Source organism: Microbacterium sp. 05N427, from assembly GCF_056397105.1.
The window spans coordinates 233,449-253,962 of sequence record NZ_JBFTMT010000002.1 but is presented as its reverse complement, the minus strand read 5'-3'; the positions used below and the strand labels follow the sequence as shown (position 1 = coordinate 253,962).

Below are 20,514 nucleotides of genomic sequence, written 5' to 3'. Positions count from 1 at the left end.
GTACGAGAAGCGAGCGTTTCGGACCTGGTTCGACCCCGACGGGATCCGCCGCGCCTCGATCGCGTTCGACGACGAAGGCGGCGCCTACCTCGACACGATCTTCAACGCCGCACTCCGCCCCCGCCGCGGCGGACCCCGATTCGTCGACCCCTCCGAGCAGACATCCGCGGCCGACCTCGCCGCGGATCCCCGGACGAACGACCAGCTCTCCTACGACCTGCTCCTSGACCTCATCCGTGCGGGCACCCTCGCCGACCCCACCGCCGTGTTCGGCACCCGRCAAGCCGGMMTCCGCCTCATCCAGACCATTRCCSCRGACGGCACACCAGCCCCGGTCGCCATCACCGAAGACGGCCTCACCGCCCTCCCCGCGACGGTCACAGAGCGACGGATCTGCGACACCGGGSTGGTGCCGGTCACCRTCGACACSWGCGGGAACCCCCTCGACGTCGGCCGCGAATCACGRCTCTTCACCCCGAAACAACGCATCGCCCTCGCCATCCGCGACGGCGGCTGCCGATGGACCGGCTGCGACCGCCCCGCCTCCTACTGCGAAGCCCACCACATCGACGAATGGGCCAGAGACGAGGGTCACACGGACATCGACCGCGGCATCCTGCTCTGCCGCTTCCACCACATGCAACTCCACCACGGGCAATGGACGATCACCCGCGACCAGAAACACGACTTCATCCTCCACAGCGCTGACGGGCACCAGACCGTCCTCACTGGGCGGTTGCCCCTGCGCTACCTCTGGGGCGACGTGGACCCACCACCCCCACGCTTCCACCCCGCCGCCTGACCACGCCAAAACCGCGGTAGAGGTCAGACGCGTCTGGCGTGCGTGCGGCTCAGCATGAGCATGACGGAACGTGCAGTTCGGCCGGATGCGGGCGGCGAGCCGACCTCACGGCGAACGACCTGCATGCATAGACAGATTCCGGGACGACGAGCATACGAGCAGTCTGCGCAAATGAGTCCGTGAGCACACACGCGAACGTGCCATCCGCACAGACGATCGATCGATCATGCGCGACACAGCCCGCCGTAGGCCCCGCGAACTCAGGCCCCGGAAACGGCGTTGGGAGTATCGACCGCCCCGCCGAAACGTCGGTCACGCGAGAGATAGACCCCGATCGCCCGCCACAGCTCCTCGCGGGAGAAGTCGGGCCACAGCGTGTCCAGAAACACCGTCTCCGCATACGCCGACTGCCAGAGCAGGAAGTTCGACGTGCGCTGCTCCCCCGAGCTGCGCAGGAACAGATCCACGTCGGGCATGTCAGGGACGTACAGGCGCCGACGGATCGCCTTCTCCGTGATCGCGCTCGGGCGCATCCGCCCTGCCCTCACGTCCTCGGCGATCGCGCGCATCGCATCGACGAGCTCGATGCGCCCACCGTAGTTGATGCACATCGTGAGCGTGAGCGTGTCGTTGCCGCGCGTCAGCTCCGACGCGTACTCGAGCTCCTTGATGACCGAACCCCACAGGCGCGGCCTGCGCCCCGCCCAGCGGATCCGCACACCCCACTCGTTGAGCTGGTCGCGACGACGGTGCAGCACATCGCGGTTGTACCCCATGAGGAAACGCACCTCCTCCGGAGAGCGCGCCCAATTCTCCGTCGAGAACGCATACACGCTGAGATGCTTGACACCGGCCTGGATCGCACCGGCCACGACGTCGAGCAGCACCTCCTCGCCCGCCTTATGCCCCTCGATGCGGTTGAGTCCGCGGCGGTTCGCCCAGCGGCCGTTGCCGTCCATGACGATCGCCACGTGGTTCGGCACGGCGGGGAACGCGGGCGGCTGCGCGCCGGTCCAGTCCAACGGCCGGTACGGGACGGCGTCCTTGTGCGTGTACGGCTTGGGACTCAACGGGTTCCCTCCATGAGCGAGAGCGAGCGGATACCCCGCTCGAGATGCCACTGGGCATAGGCGGCGATGACGCCGGAAGCGGCCGCTGTATCGTGATCGGACGCGGAGTCCACGCGCTCCCAGTCCCCCGCGATCAGGGCGCGAAGCACCTCGATCGCCGTCGCGGGCATGCGCGGACTGCCCACGGGCGCGCACTCGTCGCAGACGATGCCGCCCATCTGGGCCACGAAGACCGAGTGCGGGCCGGGCTTCGCGCAGCGCGCGCAGTCGTCGAACGACGGCGCCCAGCCCGAAAGCGCCATGACCCGCAGCAGATAAGAGTCCAAAATGCTGCGAGACGCATGCTCGCCACGCGCGAGAGCACGCAGACCACCCACGAGCAGCAGATACTGCTCCGGCGTCGCCTCGGAGTCGTTCAGACGGTCCGCCGTCTCCACCATCGCGTTGGCGGCCGTGTAGCGGTCGTAATGCAGCGCGATGTCGGCGCCATAGGAACCGAGCGACTCGGCCTGCTGCACGATGTCGAGCGAACGCCCCTGGTACAGCTGCACGTCCGCCACCATGAACGGCTCGAGCCGCGAGCCGAACTTCGACGAGGTTCGGCGCACCCCCTTCGCCACAGCCCTGACCTTGCCGTGCGCACGCGAGAGCATCGTGACGATCCGGTCAGCCTCGCCGAGCTTGTGGGTGCGCAAGATCACCGCTTCGTCTCGGTAGGTGGGCATTCCTCGATCATCCCACTCCCAGGGACAATAGAGCTGTGACCGAACCGACCTTCACCATCCCGCTGTGGGCCGATCTGCTGGGCGTAGGCCTGGGCGGAGTGCAGGGCGCCATGTTCGCCTCCGGCTTCCAGGGGCAGCGCCGACTGGACCTGCTCGGCGTCGCGATCATCGGCATCATGATCGGCATGGGCGGCGGGCTCATCCGCGACATCCTGATCGGTCAGACCCCGGCTTCGCTGCAGAGCAACTGGTACCTGATCACGGCGACCGGAGCAGCGCTGGTCGGAATGCTGCTCGCCGGCGTCCTCAGTCGCGTGAACACGTTCATCGTCGTGCTCGACGCCGTCGTCATCGGCATGTTCGGCGCCTTCGGCACGAGTAAGGCCATCGCGTTCGGGCTGCCCGAGGTCCCGGCCGTGTTCATCGGCGTCTGCGCGGCCGCGGGCGGCGGGATCCTCCGGGATGTCCTGATGGGGCTGCCGGTTTCGATCATGCATGTCGGCTCGCTGTACGCGGTCGCCGCCGGCGCAGGGTGCACGTTCATCGTCGTGGCCCACGCGCTCGGCATGGACATCGTCCCCGCCGCGATCATCGCCATCGTGGTCACCGCGGTGATCCGCGTGCTCGCGGTCGTCTTCGACGTCTCCCTGCCGGAGCAGCGGCGACTCTACCGGCGCAGGGTGGCGGCGGAGACCGGCATGATCCCGATCATCAAGCCGTGATGACGTGCCACGGCAGGCGGGGGCACCCCCAGCCGTGACCTGCGCAGGCGCGTTCCGGGTATGCGCCTGCGCCCCGGACACGGCGGGTCAGCCGGTTCCGGGGCGCAGCGCAGTGACGCGGACGGTTAGGTCGCGGACTGTTCCTCCGCACGCGGGGTGACGGCGCGGAAGAGGATCTGGCGTCGGCTCAGGCGCCGACCAACTCCGCCTCCGAGGCCTGACGCGCGCGGATGGAGCGGTTCACGCAGGACACGATGGCCTTGAGCGACGCCGTGGAGATGTCGCCGTCGATCCCGACCCCCCACAGTCGCTGGTCGCCCACCTGCAGCTCGACGTATGCCGCCGCCTGCGCGTCTCCGCCGGTCGAGAGCGTGTGCTCGACGTAGTCGTACAGCGAGATCTCGAAGCCGCGCTCGCGCAGAACCTCGATGAACGCCGCGACAGGGCCGTTGCCGCGCCCCTCGGCCTCGACGCGCTCCTCGTCGTCGCGCAGCACGACGTCGAGCGTGACCTCGCCGGACATGTCGCTGTTCGTGCGCGTGCCGAGCAGCTCGAACCGGCCCCACTTGGCATCGTCGGCCGAGGCGGGCAGGTACTCGTCGTTGAAGATCGCCCAGATCTGCTCGCTGGTGACCTCGCCGCCCTCGGCATCGGTCTTGCCCTGCACGACGCCGGAGAACTCGATCTGCAGCTTCCGGGGCAGATCGATCGCGTGGTCCGTCTTCAGCAGGTACGCGACGCCGCCCTTGCCGGACTGGGAGTTGACCCGGATGACGGCCTCGTAGGACCGGCCCAGATCCTTGGGGTCGACCGGCAGGTACGGCACACCCCATTCGATGTCGTCGACCGTGACGCCCTGCGCCTCGGCTCGCGCTGCCATCGCCTCAAAGCCCTTCTTGATCGCGTCCTGGTGGGACCCGCTGAACGCCGTGAACACCAGATCGCCCGCCCAGGGGCTGCGCTCGGGCACGGGCAGCTGGTTGCAGTACTCAGCCGTGCGCTTGACCTGGTCGATGTCGCTGAAGTCGATCTCGGGGTCGATGCCCTGCGTGAACAGGTTGATGCCCAACGCGATCAGGTCGACGTTACCGGTGCGCTCGCCGTTGCCGAACAGGCATCCCTCGATGCGGTCGGCACCGGCCATGTAGCCCAGCTCCGCCGCCGCGATCGCGGTGCCGCGGTCGTTGTGCGGGTGCAGCGAGAGGATCACGTTCTCGCGGTGATTCAGGTGACGACTCATCCACTCGATCGAGTCGGCGTAGACGTTGGGGGTCGCCATCTCCACCGTGGCCGGCAGGTTGATGATGACCTTGCGACCAGGGCTCGGCTGCAGGATCTCCAGCACCTCGTTGCAGACCTCGACGGCGTATTCGAGCTCGGTGCCGGTGTAGCTCTCGGGCGAGTACTCGTAGTAGACCTCAGTGTCGGGGATCCGCTTCTCGAACTCGCGGCACAGCCGTGCTCCCTCGAGCGCGATCTGCTTGACGCCTTCGCGATCGGAGCGGAACACGACCTCGCGCTGCAGCACACTGGTGGAGTTGTAGAAGTGCACGATGGCTTGCTTGGCGCCGGCGATCGCCTCGTAGGTGCGCTCGATGAGGTGCTCGCGGCACTGCGTCAAGACCTGGATCGTCACATCGTCGGGAATCAGATCCTCTTCGATGAGCTGGCGCACGAAGTCGAAGTCGGTCTGGCTCGCCGACGGGAATCCGACCTCGATCTCCTTGTAGCCCATACCGACGAGCAGCTCGAACATGACGCGCTTGCGCTCGGGGGACATCGGGTCGATGAGGGCCTGGTTGCCGTCGCGCAGGTCGACCGCGCACCAGCGCGGCGCCTTCGTGATGCGGGCGGAGGGCCAGGTGCGATCAGGCAGGTCGACGCGGATCTGCTCGTGGAACGGCCGGTACTTGTGGATCGGCATCGCGGAGGGGCGCTGGTTGTTCATCATGAGGGGTTGCTCTTCTCATCGCTTCAAGTGTGGGGCGGGCCAACACGAACACCGCGACGAGTGGGGCCCTCAGTTACGGGACTCGTCGCGGCAGCTAAGAAGAAGCAAACCGCTTGCGCGCATGCCGCCATGCTAGCACGGCGTCATCCGGGCCCCGGGGCTGTGACGGACCTGCGAGAATCAATGCACACGGATCCGCACGCCCACGCGCGGATCCGAGACGCCCGACTTTCGAGGAGCAACTCGTGCAGTACATCTCCACCCGCGGTGGCGGGGAGCCGAAGACCTACAGCGAGGCACTCCTGGAGGGGTTGGCCGTCGATGGCGGCCTGCTCATTCCGGAGCAGCTGCCGAAGGTCGACGCCGCGATCCTCGAATCCTGGCGCGCACTCGACTACGCGCAGCTGGCGACCGAGGTGCTCGGCCTGTTCGCCACCGATATCCCCCGCGAGGATCTCGCGGCGCTCTGCGCCGCCGCCTACTCCCCCTCCGTCTTCGCGACTCCCGTGCCGCTCACGCCGATCGGGGGCGGGATCACGCTCGTCGGCCTCTCCGAAGGTCCGACGCTGGCGTTCAAGGACATGGCGATGCAGTTCCTCGGGCAGGCCCTCGAGTACGCGCTCGAGCGCACCGGTGGCGTGCTGAACATCGTGGGCGCCACCTCGGGCGACACCGGGTCGGCAGCCGAGCACGCGCTCCGCGGCAAGGACCGCATCAGCGTCTTCATGCTCTCGCCGCAGGGGCGCATGAGCCCCTTCCAGCGCGCACAGATGTACTCCCTGCAGGACGCGAACGTGCACAACATCGCCGTCGACGGGGTGTTCGACGACTGCCAGAACCTGGTCAAGGACCTCGCCGGAGACCTCGACTTCAAGAACGCGCAGCACCTCGGCGCAGTGAACTCGATCAACCTCGCCCGCATCACCGCACAGGTCGTCTACTACTTCTGGGCGTGGCTGCGCGCGACCGACCGCCTCGACGCGGCGGAGCGTGAGGGCTTCGAGGTGTCGTTCACGGTGCCGTCCGGGAACTTCGGCAACATCCTCTCCGGCTTCTTCGCCCGCGGCATGGGTCTGCCGATCCGCCGGCTCGTGCTCGCCGCCAACGAGAACAACGTGCTGGACGAGTTCTTCCGCACAGGGGTCTACCGCCCCCGCAACGCCGCGCAGACGCTCGCGACGTCGAGCCCCTCGATGGACATCTCCAAGGCATCGAACCTGGAGCGCTTCATCTACGACCTCGTCGGCCGTGACCCGCAGCGCCTCGTCGAGGCCTGGGACGACCTCGCCCGCACCGGCGCCTTCGACTTCACCGCGGATCTGCCGCGCTTCGCCGAGGAGTTCGGCATCGTGAGCGGCACCAGCACCCACGCAGACCGGCTCGCCACGATCCGCGCCGTGCACGAGGAGAGCGGCACGATCATCGATCCGCACACGGCCGACGGCGTGCGAGTCGCGCGCTCGTTCGTAGAGGACGGCGTGCCGATGCTCGTGCTCGAGACCGCCAAGCCGGAGAAGTTCGGCGAGACGATCACCGAGGCGCTCGGCATCGAGCTGCCGCTGTCGGACGAGCTGCAGACCCTGCTCGCCGCCCCGCAGCGCGTCACCGAGATCCCGAACGACGAGGCAACGCTGCGCACGATCATCGAGACGAGCGCGCTGCACTGATCGTCGCAACGCCGCGACGGTGCATCAGAGCGCCGCACCGGAAACCGAGGAGCTCGGAGCGGGGGTCGCGCCGGATAGTCTGGCAGGCATGACGGCTCGACTGCGCGCCCGGCTGCTCGCCCTGTTCGGCGCCCTCGCCCTCGTGCTGGCCCCGCTGCTGGCGGCGCCCGCCGCGCACGCCGACACGAACGACTTCTCCTATGCGTCCTGGGATGCGCAGTACCGACTCAGCCGCGACGCCGACGGCCGCGCGATGCTGGCGGTGACCGAGACGCTCGTCGCGGACTTCCCCGACTTCGACCAGAATCATGGCATCGTCCGTGGCCTCCCCACCTGGTACGAGGGTGCGCCGCTCGGACTGCACGTCCTCTCGATCACCGACGGCGCGGGCAAAGCCGTGCCTTACGACGACAGCGAGACCGACAACAGCGAGCGTCAGCTGAAGATCGGCGACCCTGACGTCTTCGCCCACGGACGCACCACCTATGTGATCCGCTACACGATGCGCGACGTCGTGCACCGCCCCACCGACAGGGCGATCGACGAGTGGTACTGGAACCTGCTCCCGTTGAACTCCACACAGCCGATCGCTCACTTCTCTGCCGAGCTCTCCTTCGCCCCGCCCGTCGCTGCCGCCATGATCGATGGCGCCTCCTGCTACTCCGGGTCGGCCGGTTCCACCACGTCGTGCACGCTCACCCCCGCACCCGCCGGCTTCGCCGTGGCCCAGGACGACGTCCCCGCCGGATCCGGCGTCACCGTCGCCTTCCCGATGAAGGCGGGAACCTTCGCGCAGGCCCCGGCACGACAGCCGGATCCGATGACGGATGTGGCACCGTACCCCGTCGCAGGCCTCGCCGCGCTGCTCGCGATCGGCGGCCCGATCCTCGGCATCGGGCTGCTGCGCAGGAGCGGGCGCCGCAGCGGGCGCGGCATCGTGGTCGCACAGTACGACGTGCCCGATGCGCTTCCGCCCGTCCTCGCCGCCGAGATCGAGGGGCGCCGACCCGTCGCGGATTCCGCGGAGATGGTGCACCTCGCCGTCCACAAGGCGATCCGCATCTCCGACGGCGCGAGCAAGCCCGTGCTCGAGCTGCTCGACCCGTCCATCGCCCCCGATGCGCTGGACGCAGAGGCGCTGGGTGCCCTGTTCCCGGGAAGCCCCGTGGGCACGACATTGCATCTCGAAGTGCCGAACGATGCGCTGGTCACCCGGCTCAAGGCTCTCTCCGGCTCCGCCCATGTCGCGGCGTTCGAGCGCGGACTGCTCACCCGGCGGCGTTCGACGCTCGCGGTGCTCCTGAGCGCGTTCGGAATCGCCGCCGGCCTCGGTGCGATCGCGCTGGCGGTTCCCGGCATGGCGGTGGGCCGTCCCGCAGCCATCGCGACGTTCGTGGTCGGGATCGTCGCGTCTGCGATCGCGCTCGTCGCCCTCCTCGTCTCGCTGCCGCGCCGTGCGGTGCTCACGCCGCAGGGCGCCGAGACGCGCGAATACCTGCTCGGGGTGCGCGAGTACATCCGGCTGGCCGAAGCGGACCGGATCCGCATGCTGCAGTCCTACAGCGGCGCGGAACGCCGCACGGACGGCACGGTGGACGTCATCGTGCTGTACGAACGGCTCCTGCCCTACGCGATGCTGTTCGGCATGGAGCGCGAGTGGGGCCAGGTGCTCGCCGTGCAGTACGAACGGGACGGCATCACGCCCGGTTGGTACTACGGCTACACCGGCGCGAGCTTCGCCGGATCGCTCAGCGGCATGAACAGCTCGCTCAGCCCGACCCCCACGCCCAGCACATCCTCCAGCTCCAGCGGCTCCTTCGGGGGCGGGTTCTCCGGCGGCGGAGGCGGAGGCGGATCCTCCGGCGGGTGGTGAGCCGCGGAGCCGTCGTCCGGGGGCGCCAGAATCTCTGAGATCCCGCTCGGGACCTCAGCCGTCCGTCAGGGGATCAGTGCGAGCTTGCCGCCGGGATGCCCCTCGGCGAGGAAGCGCGTGGCCTCGACGGCCTCGGAGAGCGGATAGGTGCGGGCGAGCGGCACCTCGAGTCTGCCCTCATCGGCCAGGCGGACGAGCTCGCCACGGATCCCGTCCCGGAAGACCGCGCTGGAGGGCTGCGATCCGGCGATGGCCTGGAAGCCGTGCTCTGCGGCGCGACCGGGAGCCGCGATCGTGACGATCCGCGCGCGATCCTCGACCAGTTCGAGGGATACATCGACCGCCTCGTCCGTGCCGACGGCATCGAGCGCCGCATCCACAGAGACGTCCGGGGTGCGCACCCGGTCCAGGAGACCGTCGCCGTGCGCGATCGGGATCCCGCCGAATCGGCGCACGCGCTCCGCACCGGCCTCGCTCGTCGTCCCGATCACCCGGATGCCGCGCAGCGCGGCCAGCTGCAGCACCATGACCCCGACCGCACCCGAAGCGCCGTGCAGCAGAATCGTCTCGGCCGCGGCGGCGTGCACGCGCTCGAGCATCTCCGCCGCCGTGGTGCCGACGAGCAGCAGGTTCGCCGCCTCGGCATGCGAGAGCGGCGCCGGCTTGCGGAACGCCTTCTCGGCGGGGAACGTGAGGGCGGTCGCATAACCGCCCTGCACGCGGAACGCGACGACCTCGTCGCCGACCTGCGCCTCGCCCGATCCGATCCGGGTGCCCGGTCCGATCGCGAGGATCTCACCGGAGACCTCGTAGCCGATCGGCACCGGCAGCGCGACGCCGGGTCTCGGCGCAGACAGGTGCTTGCGGTCGGCCGGGTTCATCCCGGCAGCACGCACGCGGATCGTGACCTCGCCCTGTTGCRGATCCGCCGCCGTCGTGTCGGCCAGCCTCCAGCGCTCGGGACCGCCCCACTCCGTGGCGATCCACTGCTGTGCGGCGACGGCCACGTCAGAACCCCAGCCGACCGAGCTGCTTCGGGTCGCGCTGCCACTCCTTGGCGACCTTCACGTGCAGGCCGAGGAACACCCGGGTTCCGAGCAGCTCCTCGATCCCGGCGCGGGCGGTCGCACCGACCTCGCGGAGCCTGGCGCCCTTACGCCCGATGATGATCGCCTTCTGGCTGTCCCGCTCCACGACGATCGAGGCGTGCACGTCGGTGAGGTCGGAGTCCTCGCGCCGCGCGATGTCGTCGACGACGACCGCGATCGAGTGCGGCAGCTCGTCGCGGACGCCCTCGAGCGCCGCCTCGCGGATCATCTCGGCGATGCGGTCCTCGGTGGACTCGTCGGTCACGATGTCCTCGTCGTAGAGCGACGGCCCCACCGGCATGAGCGAGAGCACCTCGTCCGCGAGCACGTCCAGCTGCACCCGCGTGAGCGCGGAGAGCGGGATCACCGCCGCCCAGTCCTCGCGCAGGGAGTCGACCTCCATGAGCCGCTCGGTGATCTCGTCGCGTTCGGCGATGTCGACCTTGGTCACGATCGCGATCTTCTTCGCCCGCGGGTAGCCGTCCAGCGATGCGGCGATCCGCCTGTCGCCGGGGCCGACCTTCTCGGTCGCCGGCACGCAGAAACCGATCACGTCGACGTCGCCGAGCACCTGCCCGACGAGGTCGTTCAAACGCTCTCCCAGCAGCGTCCGCGGGCGGTGGATCCCCGGGGTGTCCACGATCACGAGCTGCCCGTCCGGACGGTTCACGATGCCGCGGATGGCACGCCGCGTGGTCTGCGGCTTCTCGCTGGTGATCGCGATCTTCTCGCCGACCAGCGCGTTGGTCAGCGTGGACTTGCCGACGTTCGGCCGGCCCACGAACGTCACGAACCCGCTGCGGTGCGGGGTCGGGGTCTCGGTGTCGCGCTCATCGCTCATCGTGGTTCTCCTTGTTCTGATCCCCCGCGAGCGGCTCCTCGGCCCGCTCCACGAAGACGTATTCGATGCCGCGCCCGCGGCCCCGCGAGGCGCCGCCGGTGAGGAGCAGCCCGCGTACGACGGCCGTCGCACCGGGAGTAGGGATGCGGCCGAGCTCCTTGCCCAGGAGCCCGCCGATGGAGTCGACGTCGTCGTCCTCCAGCTCGACTCCGAAGAGCTCGCCCACGTCCTCGAGGCTCAGCCGCCCGCTCACCCGGTAGTGCCCCGGCTCGAGCTCGACGACCTCGGAGCCTGGCCGGTCGTATTCGTCGGAGATCTCCCCGACGAGCTCTTCGATGAGGTCCTCCATCGTGACCAGCCCGGCGATCCCGCCGTGCTCGTCGATCACGATGCACACGTGCACGGCCTCGCGCTTCATCTGCTGCAGGAGGGTCTCCGCGCGCATGGACTCCGGCACGAACACCGCGGGGCGGGCGAGCCGGCGCACCGAGGCGGCTCGCCAGCTGCGGTCGTCCCGATAGGCGAACTGCACCAGGTCCTTGAGATAGAGCACACCGACGATGTCGTCGGCCTCGTCGTCGACGACCGGGATGCGGGAGACGCCCCGGTTGAGGAAGAGGTCCATCGCCTCCGACGTCGTCGCGGTGGCGTCCACCGTGACCATGTCGGGGCGCGGCACCATGACGGCGCGCACGAACTGGTCCGTGAAGTCGAAGACGGAGTGGATCAGCTCGCGGTCATCCGCCTCGATGAGGTCATGCGAGGCCGCCTCGTCGACCATGCTGAGCAGCTGCGTCTCGGTCGCGAACGTGCTCCGCCCCGCCCCCGGCGTGACCCTGCTGCCGAAGACGGCGAGCCCCTGCGCGACCGGCCCGAGGATCACGCGCACCGCGCGGATCGTGGGAGCGCACGCCCGCAGCATCGCGTCGGCGTGCTGACGTCCGAAGGATCGGGGGCTCGCCCCGACCAGGACGAAGGTGATGCCCGTCATGATCACCGCGGCGGCCAGCATCGCCCACCAGATCTGATCGTCGAACAGCAGCACGAGGGCGACCGTGACGAGCACCGCCGCCGCGGTCTCCACGAACACGCGCATGAACGCGACCGCGTTCGCGTGCGGATCCGGATCCGCCGCGATCCTGGCGAGGGCCGGCGCATTCCGCCCCTCGGATCCCATCTCCTCCAGATCCGCACGGGAGGTCACCGAGAGAGCCGCGTCGATCGCGGCCATGAGCCCGCCGAAGGCGACGAGGAGGATCGCGCCGGCGAGCAGGAGGAATGGAGTCATCGACCCTGGGAGCGCTCGTCCGCGGCGAAGCCGGCGATGAGCTCGCGCTGCAGGCCGAACATCTCCTTCTCGTCCTCGGGCTCGGCGTGGTCGAATCCGAGCAGGTGCAGCAGTCCATGCGTCGTGAGAAGGATCAGCTCGTCCATGAGCGTGTGCTTGGCGGCGGCGGCCTGAGTCTCCGCGACCTGGGGGCAGAGCACGATGTCGCCGAGCAGCCCTGGCGGAGTGGGACGGTCGATCGTGCCGGGACGGAGCTCGTCCATCGGGAAGCTCAGCACGTCGGTGGGGCCAGGCTCATCCATCCACTGCACGTGCAGCGCCTCCATGGCGCCCTCGTCGACGAGGACGATGGCGACGTCCGCATCCGCACTGACGTTCAGCTGGCCGAGGTTGCGCTCGGTGAGGCGCAGAAGCACCGTCTCGTCGATCGCGATGGCCGACTCGTTGTTGATCTCGATCATTTCAAGCCTCGTTTCGGCATGCGGTCTCGTGGTCCTGGGCGCTGCTGCCCCGCGCGGCGCTCGGCGCGGTTGGCGAACTCCGCCGCCTGCTCGCGCTCGGTGCGGACCGCTGTGCGCTGCTCGTCGTACTCGGTGTACGCATCGACGATGCGCCCGACCAGCGAGTGGCGCACCACGTCGTCGCTCGTCAGCCGGGAGAAGTKGATGTCGTCGATGTCCTTCAGCACGCGGGTGACCACGCGCAGGCCGGAGGCCCCCAGAGGGAGGTCGACCTGGGTGATGTCGCCCGTGACGACCATGCGGGTGCCGAATCCGAGCCGGGTGAGGAACATCTTCATCTGCTCCGGCGTGGTGTTCTGCGCCTCATCGAGCACGACGAACGAGTCGTTCAGGGTCCGGCCGCGCATGTACGCGAGCGGGGCGACCTCGATGGTGCCGCTCGCCATCAGGCGGGGCACGATCTCCGGATCCATCATCTCGTTCAGGGCGTCGTAGAGCGGGCGCAGATACGGGTCGATCTTGTCCGTGAGCGTCCCGGGCAAGAACCCGAGCCGCTCCCCCGCCTCGACGGCCGGGCGCGTGAGGATGATCCGCTCGACCTCCTTGCGCTGCAGAGCCTGCACGGCCTTCGCCATCGCGAGGTACGTCTTGCCGGTACCGGCGGGGCCGATGCCGAACACGATCGTGTTCTCGTCGATCGCGTCGACGTACTCCTTCTGGCCCAGCGTCTTCGGCCGGATCACCCGTCCGCGCGTGGACAGGATCGCCTCGCCGAGCACCTCGCTCGGGCGCACGCCCTCGCGCTCCAGCATGCGCGCCGACTGCGCGACATCACTGGGGGCGAGCGCATGCCCGGAGCGCGTCAGCTCGATGAGCTCGTCCACGAGCTTCTGCGCCGAGCGCACGGCGGCAGGCTCTCCGGTCAGGGTGACCTCGTTGCCGCGCACCATCACGTCGACCGCGGGATGCTCCTTCTCGAGCATGCGCAGCAGCCGGTCCTGGGGGCCGAGCAGCTGCACCATCGCGACCCCGTCCACCTCGATGCGGGCCGAAGTCATCGACTCCGCCATGTCGTCAGAAGCCAACGAGCTTGTTCTCCTCGAGATTGCCGAGCACGTGAGCGTGCACGTGGAAGACGGACTGCGCGACGCTCGCGCCGTTGTTGAAGATCAGTCGATACTCGCCGTTCGCGTGCTCGTCGGCGATCTCCTTGGCCGCGGCGACCATCTTCGCCATGAGCTCGGGGTCGCCCGCGGCGAGTTCGGTGACGTCGCGGAACTGCTCGGCCTTGGGGATCACGAGCACGTGCAGCGGCGCCTGCGGGTTGATGTCGCGGATCGCGAAGACGTCATCGGTCTCCAGCAGGATCTCGCCGGGGATCTCCCCGTTCAGGATGCGCGTGAAGATCGAGGGTTCGCTCATTCGTCCAGTCTATCGGCGCGGTGCTGCGCGACGGCGGACTACCAGCGCCCGCGCGCCACGTTCAGGACCGCGATCGCGGCCGGACCCGCGGTCGACGTGCGCAGCACGGTGTCGCCCAGGAGCACGCGCTCCGCACCGGCGGCGACGAGCCGCTCGATCTCCTCGGGCGCGATCCCGCCCTCCGGTCCGACGACCAGCACGATGTCGCGCTCGTCCGGAATCAGAGCGGACAGCGCCGCGGGCGCCGCGGGATCCAGGATCAGCACGCGCTGCGTCGCCGCACGGCGCGCGAGGTCTCCGGTCGTCTCGATGGCGGTGACCTCAGGAATCCAGGAGCGGTGGGCCTGCTTGGCGGCCTCGCGCACGATCGTCGACCAGCGCTCACGCCCCTTCGCAGCCTTGGCGCCCTCCCACCGGGAGACGCTGCGCGCCGCCTGCCACGGCACGATCTCATCGACGCCGAGCTCGCAGGCGGCCTGCACCGCGAGTTCGTCGCGATCGCCCTTCGCGAGCGCCTGCACGAGCAGGATCCGAGGATCGGGGCGCGGATCCTGACGGCGAGAGAGGATGCGCACCTCGACGAGCCCCGGCGCCGCCGAGGCGACCTCGCCCTCGAGCCAGGTGCCCGCCCCGTCGCCGAGCGTGATCGGCTCCCCGATCCGCACCCGGCGCACGACAGCCGCATGCTTGGCCTCGGCGCCGGTGAGGGCGACGACGGATCCGGCCGTCGCCGCCGTCGCATCGGGCGTCACGAAGTGCAGCGCCATCGCGGATCAGCCCCGGAAGCGGTCGCGCAGCTTGGAGAACAGCCCCTGGTGGAACTCGGCGAGCCTGGGTGCCGGCGCCTTGGTGCGCTTGGCGAAGTCCTCGATGAGCTGGCGCTCCTTGTGGTCGAGCTTCGTCGGGGTGAGCACCTGCACGCCCACGCGCAGGTCGCCCCGCTGGCTTCCGCGGAGCGGCGTGATGCCGCGGCCCTTGATCGTCAGCACGTCACCCGACTGCAGTCCCTGGCGGATCTCCAGATCCACGGGCCCGTCGAGGGACTCGATCGTCGTCGTCGCGCCGAGGATCGCATCGCTCATCGCGACCTCGAGGGTCGCGAGCAGGTCATCGCCGTCACGGCTGAATCTGGCGTTCGGAGCGACGGAGACCTCGACGTACAGGTCGCCGTTCGGACCGCCGGCGCGGCCGACTTCGCCGGAACCGGGCAGCTGCAGGCGCAGGCCGGTCTCGACGCCGGCGGGAATGTCGAGCCCCACCGTGCGGCGCGAGCGCACCCTGCCCTGGCCGTTGCAGGTCTGGCACGGGAACGGGATCGTCGTGCCGAAGCCCTCGCAGGAGCCGCACGGCGCGGTCGTGATGACGTTRCCGAGCAGACTGCGCACCTGCTGCTGGACGTGGCCCGACCCTCCGCAGATGTCGCACGTGACGGGCGAGGTGCCCTCCTGGCAGCACGATCCCTGGCATGTCTCGCAGAGCACAGCCGTGTCCACCTCGATGTCGCGGTGCACGCCGAACACGACGTCGCCGAGTTCGAGCGTGACGCGCACGAGGGCGTCTTGACCGCGCTCCCGGCGCGAACGGGGACGGGCCGCGCGCGCCCCTCCGCCGCCGAAGAAGGTCTCGAAGATGTCGCCGAACCCGCCGAAACCTCCGAAGCCGCCGTTGCCGTTCTGGTCGCCGCCCATGTCGTAACGGCGCCGCGAGTCCGCGTCGCTCAGCACGTCGTAGGCGTGCGTGACGAGCTTGAACCGCTCCGCCGCGTCCTCACTGGGATTCACATCGGGGTGCAGCTGACGTGCGAGCCGCCGATACGCCTTCTTGATCTCATCCTCGCTCGCATCGCGCGAGACGCCGAGGACCTCGTAGTGATCCGTCACCATCGCCTTTCCGGGCCGCCGTGCGGCGGCGCGTGTGTTCTGCGGCCGCTCAGCGGCCGGACTCGTCCTCTTCGAGCAGCCTCGACAGGTAGCGGGCCACGGCCCGCGCCGCCGCGAGATTGCTCGGGTAATCCATCCGGGTCGGCCCCATCACGCCCACGCGTGCGGTACCGCCGTGCGTCATGTAGTCGCTCGCCACGATCGACGCCTCGCCGAGGCCGAAAGCGGCGTTCTCCGTGCCGATGCTCGCCGCGAGACCATGCTCGTCGACGCRCATCTCGCTCATCAGCCGCAGCAGCGTCACCTGCTCCTCGATCGCCTCGAGGAGGGGGTGGATGCTGCCGCGGAAGTCGTGCTCCCGCCGGGCGAGGGTCGCCGCTCCCGCCATCACCAGGCGCTCCTGGCGGAACTCCGCGAGCTCCTCCGCCACGGCGCGCAGCACGGCGGCGCGGGCCGCGTCGATACGAGGGCCGTACGACGTCTCGCCCGCCGCCTCCACGCGTTCGGCGCCGTGGCGCACCGAGCGGCCGGTCAGCAGCTCGGTGATGACGGCGCGGAGCATCCCCAGTTCGGAGTCGTCCAGCTCGACCGGCAGCGGCACGATCCGCTGCGACACGCCGCCCGCGTCGGTGACGAGCACGATCAGCAGCCGGTTCGGGGCGAGGGCGACGAGCTCGACGTGGGAGATATGGGCTCGGGCGAAGGACGGGTACTGCGCGAGGGCGACCTGGCCCGTGAGCCGCGTGAGCACGCGCACAGTGCGCACCATGAGGTCGTCGAGATCGGCGGGATCCGCGAGGAAGACCGTGATCGCGCTGCGCTGGGCCGCCGTGAGCGGTCGCACCTGCGCCAGGTGGTCGACGAACACGCGATAGCCCTTGTCGGTCGGCACCCGCCCCGAGGAGGTGTGCGGCGCCGCGATGAGGTCCTCGTCCTCGAGCTGGGCCATGTCGTTGCGGATCGTCGCGGCGGAGACGCCGAACGCGTGCCGGTCCACGATCGATTTACTGCCGACCGGCTCATTCGTCTCGACGTAGTCCTCGACGATGGCGCGGAGCACCTGGAGTCCGCGTTCCGAGACCATCGCTCCTCCTCACCGTTGGCACTCCTGCATCCTGAGTGCCAATCCTATCCTGCCGGGCCCTTCGACAGGCTCAGGGACCGGACAAGTCGAGGATGCGGCACTGCCTAGGATGTGGCCATGGACCAGGACGTCGTGCGCGCAAGGATCTCCTCCGGTGAGCTGATCGGCCGACGCGTCGACGGCATCGATCGGTATCTCGGCGTGCCGTACGCGGCACCCCCGTTCGGAGAAGGCCGTTTCCGGTCGCCCCGGCCCGTCGACRCGTGGTCCGCGCCGCGCGACGCCGTGGCGTTCGGCCCGACGGCTCCGCAGCTGCCGTACACGGGGGCGACCGCGGAGATCCTCAGCAGCCTCCGCATCGCCGGCGACGACATCCTCACGGCGAACGTCTGGGCACCGGCGGGCGCGGACGCCGCACCTGTGGTGCTGTGGATCCACGGCGGAGCCCTCGAACGCGGCACGGCGGCGCTGTCGATGTACGACGGCACCGAGTTCGCGCGGGACGGCGTCGTGTTCGTCAGCGTCAACTACCGGCTGGGGTCCGAGGGCTTCTCCGTCCTCGCGGACACACCGCGCAACCTGGGGCTCCAGGACGTCGCGGCGGCCCTGCGCTGGGTGCGCGATGAGATCGCGGCGTTCGGCGGCGATCCCGGCCGGATCACGCTCATGGGCGAATCCGCGGGCGGAGCGCTCGTCGCCGCGCTGCTCTCGCGTCCGGACACCCGGTCGCTGGTGCGCGGCGGGATCGTGCAGTCCGGCCCGCTCGAGGCGCAGACCCCCGAGCGCGGCGGCCGCGTGACCCGGCAGCTCGCGAAGCGGCTCGGCGTCGCGGCGACACGCGAGGCGTTCGCCGCGCTCGCCCCGGACGCCCTGCTCGAGGCGCGACGAGCCCAGGCCGCCGGCTCGTCACCGCTCGGCGGCGCGCCGGGCTTCCAGCTCGTGCGGGATCCCGAGTCGCTGCCGCACTCGCCGCATGAGGCGCTCGCCGATGCCGACGTGCCGCTGCTCATCGGCACGAACACGGACGAATACCGGCTCTGGTTCCCCCCGGAGGCCGTGATGGGGATCCGCCCCTCGAAACTCCTGCTCGCCCGCCTCGCCCTGCGGATCCCGGCCGCAGCCGCCAGGGCCGTGCGCGCCGATCATCCCGGCGCGAGCACCGGAGAGGTCTTCGGCCAGCTGGCCACGGATCTGCTGCTGCGCGCGCCGGCCACACGGACCGCACGGACCCGGCCCGCCCCCACCTTCCTGTACGAGTTCTCCTGGCCCAGCCCCGTGCGCGATCTGCGCGCGGCGCACGCCCTCGAGATCCCGTTCGTGTTCGACCGACTCCATGATCCGGAGAGCGCGAAGATCGCGGGCGCCGCGCCGCCGCAGCCGCTCGCCACCGCGATGCACGACGCCTGGGTGCRCTTCATCGTCGACGGGGACCCTGGCTGGCCTGCGTTCGATGCGCAGCGCACGGCGGCGCTGTTCGACGGTGCGGGCGACGACCCCGTGGTCGGACCGCAACGGCGGACGGCCGTGGCAGACCTGCTGCCGGCCGAGAAGGGCTGACAACCGCGCCGCACCCGGCGCAATGGTGGTGCGACGCCTGCACGAGCGAGCGACGCATGCAGGTCCGATCGGGCGGATCCATCGTGCAGGCGTCGCCAGATCGTGCAGACGTCGCACGCTCCGGCGCCCGCAGCGAGGCACGCGCCGTCGGGCGGGCTGGCTCCTCAGTCGGTCAAGGCCCGGACCACGGCGTCGGCGAGCAGCCGTCCGCGCAGCGTGAGCACGAGGGTGCCGCGCAGGGCGGCGCCGGCATCGACCAGTCCGTCCGCGATGAGCCCCGCGACCCTGGTGCGTGCGTCGGTCGCGATCGCGCTGAGAGGCATCCCCTCCGACATCCGGGAGCGCAGCAGGATCCGCTCTAGCTGCGCGGCCTCGGCGTCGGGGCGCTCGGTGGCGGCAGCCGGAGACTCCCCCGCTGCGAGCCGCTGCGCATAGGCGGCCGGGTGCTTCACATTCCACCACCGCAGGCCGGCGACGTGGCTGTGGGCTCCGGGCCCGAAGCCCCACCAGTCAGTGCCCCGCCAGTACGCCATGTTGTGCCGGGAGCGCTGGTCCGCACCGCCGCCCTCGCCCGGCCGACGGGCCCAATTGCTCACCTCGTACCAGTCGAAGCCGGCCTCGCCCAACAGGCTGTCGGCGAGCTCGTACATGTCGGCCTGCAGATCGTCATCGGGAGCGGGCACCTCGCCGCGACGGATCTGCCGGGCGAGCTTGGTGCCGTCCTCGATGATCAGCGCATACGCCGAGATGTGATCCGGATCCAGGCCGATCGCGGTCGTCAGCGAGGAGCGCCAGTCGTCCAGCGATTCCCCCGGCGCGCCGTAGATGAGGTCGACGCTGACGGCCAGCCCGGCAGCACGGGCCGCGTCGACGGCGGTGCGCACGTTCTCCGGCCGATGCGTACGGTCGAGCGCCGCGAGCACGTGCGGCACGGCCGACTGCATGCCGATCGACATCCGCGTCACGCCGGCGGCCGCGAGCTCCTCGGCGACCTCGGAGGTCACCGTGTCGGGATTCGCCTCGACGGTCACCTCGGCACCGTCCGCGATGCCGAACGCGCCGACCACGGCGCCGAGCATGCGGCCGAGGTCGCCCGCCGGCAGCAGCGTGGGCGTGCCGCCCCCGAAGAACACCGTGCTCAGCGGGCGCAGCGGACCGCGTTCGGCGAGCACCTCCCGTGCCAGGTGGATCTCCTGGATCAGCGTGTCGGCATACGTGTCCTGGCGCGCCCCGCGCAGTTCGGACGCGGTGTAGGTGTTGAAGTCGCAGTAGCCGCAGCGCACACGGCAGAACGGCACGTGCAGATAGGCCGAGAACGCGGCTTCCGGCTCGATCCGCAGATCGGCGGGAAGCCGGCCGTCCGCAGGCGCCGGATCTCCGAGCGGCAGGGGGCCGGCCATCAGGACTCCGCCATCAGACGGGCGTCGCGTACAGCGGGGAGATCGCCCGCAGATACCGGGCGAAGAGCTCCCGACGGCGGCGCTTCACCAGATAAGGGAAGGTCCGGTACAGGAAGCTGTTCGGGCGGTCGAAGGCGCGCACCGTGAACCACACCTCGTCGGCGTCGTTCCACTCGATGTCGAACGACTCCTCACCGCTCACGACGGATCCGGCGACCGTGCCCAGCACGAAGCCGATCCGGTGCGTCTGCTCGGTCACCGAGATCACCCGCAGCTCGGCGTCCGCGCGCATGCCCGAGACCCGTCCGTGCAGTTTCAGCGTCATCCCGGGACCCGCCCATGGGGTGCCGTCCTCGTCGTAGCGCGGCTCGACCTCGGAGGGGCTCGGCGCGATCGGAGCGCCCTCGGCGTCGAAGCTGACACCGGCGTACCCGGGGCTCGAGGCGGGACGCACGTCGGTGAGCTGCAGTCCGGCCGCACGCTGCGCCGTCCAGGAGAGCAGCGCATCACCGGCGGTGCGGAACCGCTCCTCGCCGCTGCCGAGCCGCCACGACTCCTCGGCGGGGACGCTGCGCTCCGGCGGATACTGCATCAGGTCGGGCGCGTGGGTCGCCCCCACGGCGGCATAGTCCACCGTTCCTTCTCGGAATGTCCCGCGACGCATGACAACCAGACTACTGGCC

Annotated in this window: 19 protein-coding genes; 5 read left to right on the top strand and 14 right to left on the bottom strand. The window is 70.0% G+C overall.

Annotated features, from left to right (window positions below; translation table 11 throughout):
* A partial coding sequence (locus AC1DG4_RS03800; protein ID WP_477421082.1) for an HNH endonuclease signature motif containing protein occupies window positions 1-802 on the top strand: 802 nt, incomplete at its 5' end.
* A gap of 260 nt (window positions 803-1,062) precedes the next feature.
* Here AC1DG4_RS03800 and AC1DG4_RS03795 read toward each other — a convergent pair.
* Window positions 1,063-1,872 carry an isoprenyl transferase gene (locus tag AC1DG4_RS03795; protein ID WP_477421081.1) on the bottom strand — a complete coding sequence of 270 codons (810 nt, stop codon included), beginning with the start codon at window positions 1,870-1,872 and terminating at the stop codon, window positions 1,063-1,065.
* Window positions 1,869-2,597, bottom strand: coding sequence for a DNA repair protein RecO (recO, locus tag AC1DG4_RS03790; protein ID WP_477380425.1), 729 nt, complete (start codon window positions 2,595-2,597; stop codon window positions 1,869-1,871). The genes AC1DG4_RS03795 and recO overlap by 4 nt, the downstream gene beginning before the upstream one ends.
* A 35-nt stretch (window positions 2,598-2,632) precedes the next feature.
* Between recO and AC1DG4_RS03785 the strand changes: the two genes are divergently transcribed.
* On the top strand, window positions 2,633-3,319 hold the full coding sequence (locus tag AC1DG4_RS03785) for a trimeric intracellular cation channel family protein (protein WP_477380427.1): 687 nt from the start codon (window positions 2,633-2,635) through the stop codon (window positions 3,317-3,319).
* Between the two features lie 187 nt (window positions 3,320-3,506).
* Here AC1DG4_RS03785 and leuA read toward each other — a convergent pair whose 3' ends face one another.
* Complete coding sequence (leuA, locus tag AC1DG4_RS03780; protein WP_477380429.1) at window positions 3,507-5,270, bottom strand: 2-isopropylmalate synthase; 1,764 nt, start codon at window positions 5,268-5,270, stop codon at window positions 3,507-3,509.
* Window positions 5,271-5,515: 245 nt separating this feature from the next.
* Between leuA and thrC the strand changes: the two genes are divergently transcribed.
* Both thrC and AC1DG4_RS03770 read left to right on the top strand, forming a co-directional pair.
* Window positions 5,516-6,937 (top strand): threonine synthase, encoded by a 1,422-nt coding sequence (thrC, locus tag AC1DG4_RS03775; protein WP_477380431.1) that lies wholly within the window; start codon window positions 5,516-5,518, stop codon window positions 6,935-6,937.
* 88 nt (window positions 6,938-7,025) lie between these two features.
* On the top strand, window positions 7,026-8,810 hold the full coding sequence (locus tag AC1DG4_RS03770) for a DUF2207 family protein (RefSeq protein WP_477380433.1): 1,785 nt from the start codon (window positions 7,026-7,028) through the stop codon (window positions 8,808-8,810).
* Between the two features lie 65 nt (window positions 8,811-8,875).
* Here the strand turns inward: AC1DG4_RS03770 and AC1DG4_RS03765 are convergent, their stop codons facing one another.
* Genes AC1DG4_RS03765 through hrcA form a run of 9 tightly spaced genes read right to left on the bottom strand, consistent with a single transcriptional unit; the run spans window position 8,876 to window position 16,874 of the window.
* Window positions 8,876-9,817 carry an NADP-dependent oxidoreductase gene (locus tag AC1DG4_RS03765; protein ID WP_477421080.1) on the bottom strand — a complete coding sequence of 314 codons (942 nt, stop codon included), beginning with the start codon at window positions 9,815-9,817 and terminating at the stop codon, window positions 8,876-8,878.
* 1 nt (window position 9,818) lies between these two features.
* A complete protein-coding gene (gene era / locus AC1DG4_RS03760; RefSeq protein ID WP_477380437.1) occupies window positions 9,819-10,739 on the bottom strand; it encodes a GTPase Era in 921 nt (306 codons plus the stop codon).
* The gene (locus tag AC1DG4_RS03755) at window positions 10,729-12,027 is read right to left on the bottom strand and encodes a hemolysin family protein (RefSeq protein ID WP_477380439.1); all 1,299 of its coding nucleotides are present in this window, start codon (window positions 12,025-12,027) and stop codon (window positions 10,729-10,731) included. The genes era and AC1DG4_RS03755 overlap by 11 nt, the downstream gene beginning before the upstream one ends.
* The gene (ybeY, locus tag AC1DG4_RS03750) at window positions 12,024-12,488 is read right to left on the bottom strand and encodes an rRNA maturation RNase YbeY (protein ID WP_477380441.1); all 465 of its coding nucleotides are present in this window, start codon (window positions 12,486-12,488) and stop codon (window positions 12,024-12,026) included. Before ybeY ends, AC1DG4_RS03755 begins: the two co-directional genes overlap by 4 nt.
* Complete coding sequence (locus tag AC1DG4_RS03745) at window positions 12,485-13,558, bottom strand: PhoH family protein (protein ID WP_477421085.1); 1,074 nt, start codon at window positions 13,556-13,558, stop codon at window positions 12,485-12,487. Before AC1DG4_RS03745 ends, ybeY begins: the two co-directional genes overlap by 4 nt.
* A gap of 4 nt (window positions 13,559-13,562) precedes the next feature.
* Window positions 13,563-13,910 (bottom strand): HIT domain-containing protein, encoded by a 348-nt coding sequence (locus AC1DG4_RS03740; RefSeq protein ID WP_477380445.1) that lies wholly within the window; start codon window positions 13,908-13,910, stop codon window positions 13,563-13,565.
* A gap of 38 nt (window positions 13,911-13,948) precedes the next feature.
* Window positions 13,949-14,677: a 16S rRNA (uracil(1498)-N(3))-methyltransferase gene (locus AC1DG4_RS03735; RefSeq protein ID WP_477380447.1), complete on the bottom strand. Its 729-nt coding sequence runs from the start codon at window positions 14,675-14,677 to the stop codon at window positions 13,949-13,951.
* 6 nt (window positions 14,678-14,683) lie between these two features.
* Window positions 14,684-15,790 carry a molecular chaperone DnaJ gene (gene dnaJ, locus AC1DG4_RS03730; RefSeq protein WP_477380969.1) on the bottom strand — a complete coding sequence of 369 codons (1,107 nt, stop codon included), beginning with the start codon at window positions 15,788-15,790 and terminating at the stop codon, window positions 14,684-14,686.
* A gap of 49 nt (window positions 15,791-15,839) precedes the next feature.
* Complete coding sequence (hrcA, locus tag AC1DG4_RS03725; protein WP_477421079.1) at window positions 15,840-16,874, bottom strand: heat-inducible transcriptional repressor HrcA; 1,035 nt, start codon at window positions 16,872-16,874, stop codon at window positions 15,840-15,842.
* Window positions 16,875-16,991: 117 nt separating this feature from the next.
* On the opposite strand from hrcA, the gene AC1DG4_RS03720 reads away from it, so the two are divergent.
* Entirely contained in the window at window positions 16,992-18,431 is a 1,440-nt protein-coding gene (locus tag AC1DG4_RS03720) for a carboxylesterase/lipase family protein (RefSeq protein ID WP_477421078.1), read from the top strand.
* A 164-nt stretch (window positions 18,432-18,595) separates the two neighbouring features.
* Here the strand turns inward: AC1DG4_RS03720 and hemW are convergent, their stop codons facing one another.
* On the bottom strand, window positions 18,596-19,831 hold the full coding sequence (hemW, locus tag AC1DG4_RS03715; RefSeq protein ID WP_477380453.1) for a radical SAM family heme chaperone HemW: 1,236 nt from the start codon (window positions 19,829-19,831) through the stop codon (window positions 18,596-18,598).
* A gap of 13 nt (window positions 19,832-19,844) precedes the next feature.
* A complete protein-coding gene (locus tag AC1DG4_RS03710; RefSeq protein WP_477380455.1) occupies window positions 19,845-20,495 on the bottom strand; it encodes a DUF1990 family protein in 651 nt (216 codons plus the stop codon).
* Between the last annotated feature and the right edge of the window lie 19 nt (window positions 20,496-20,514).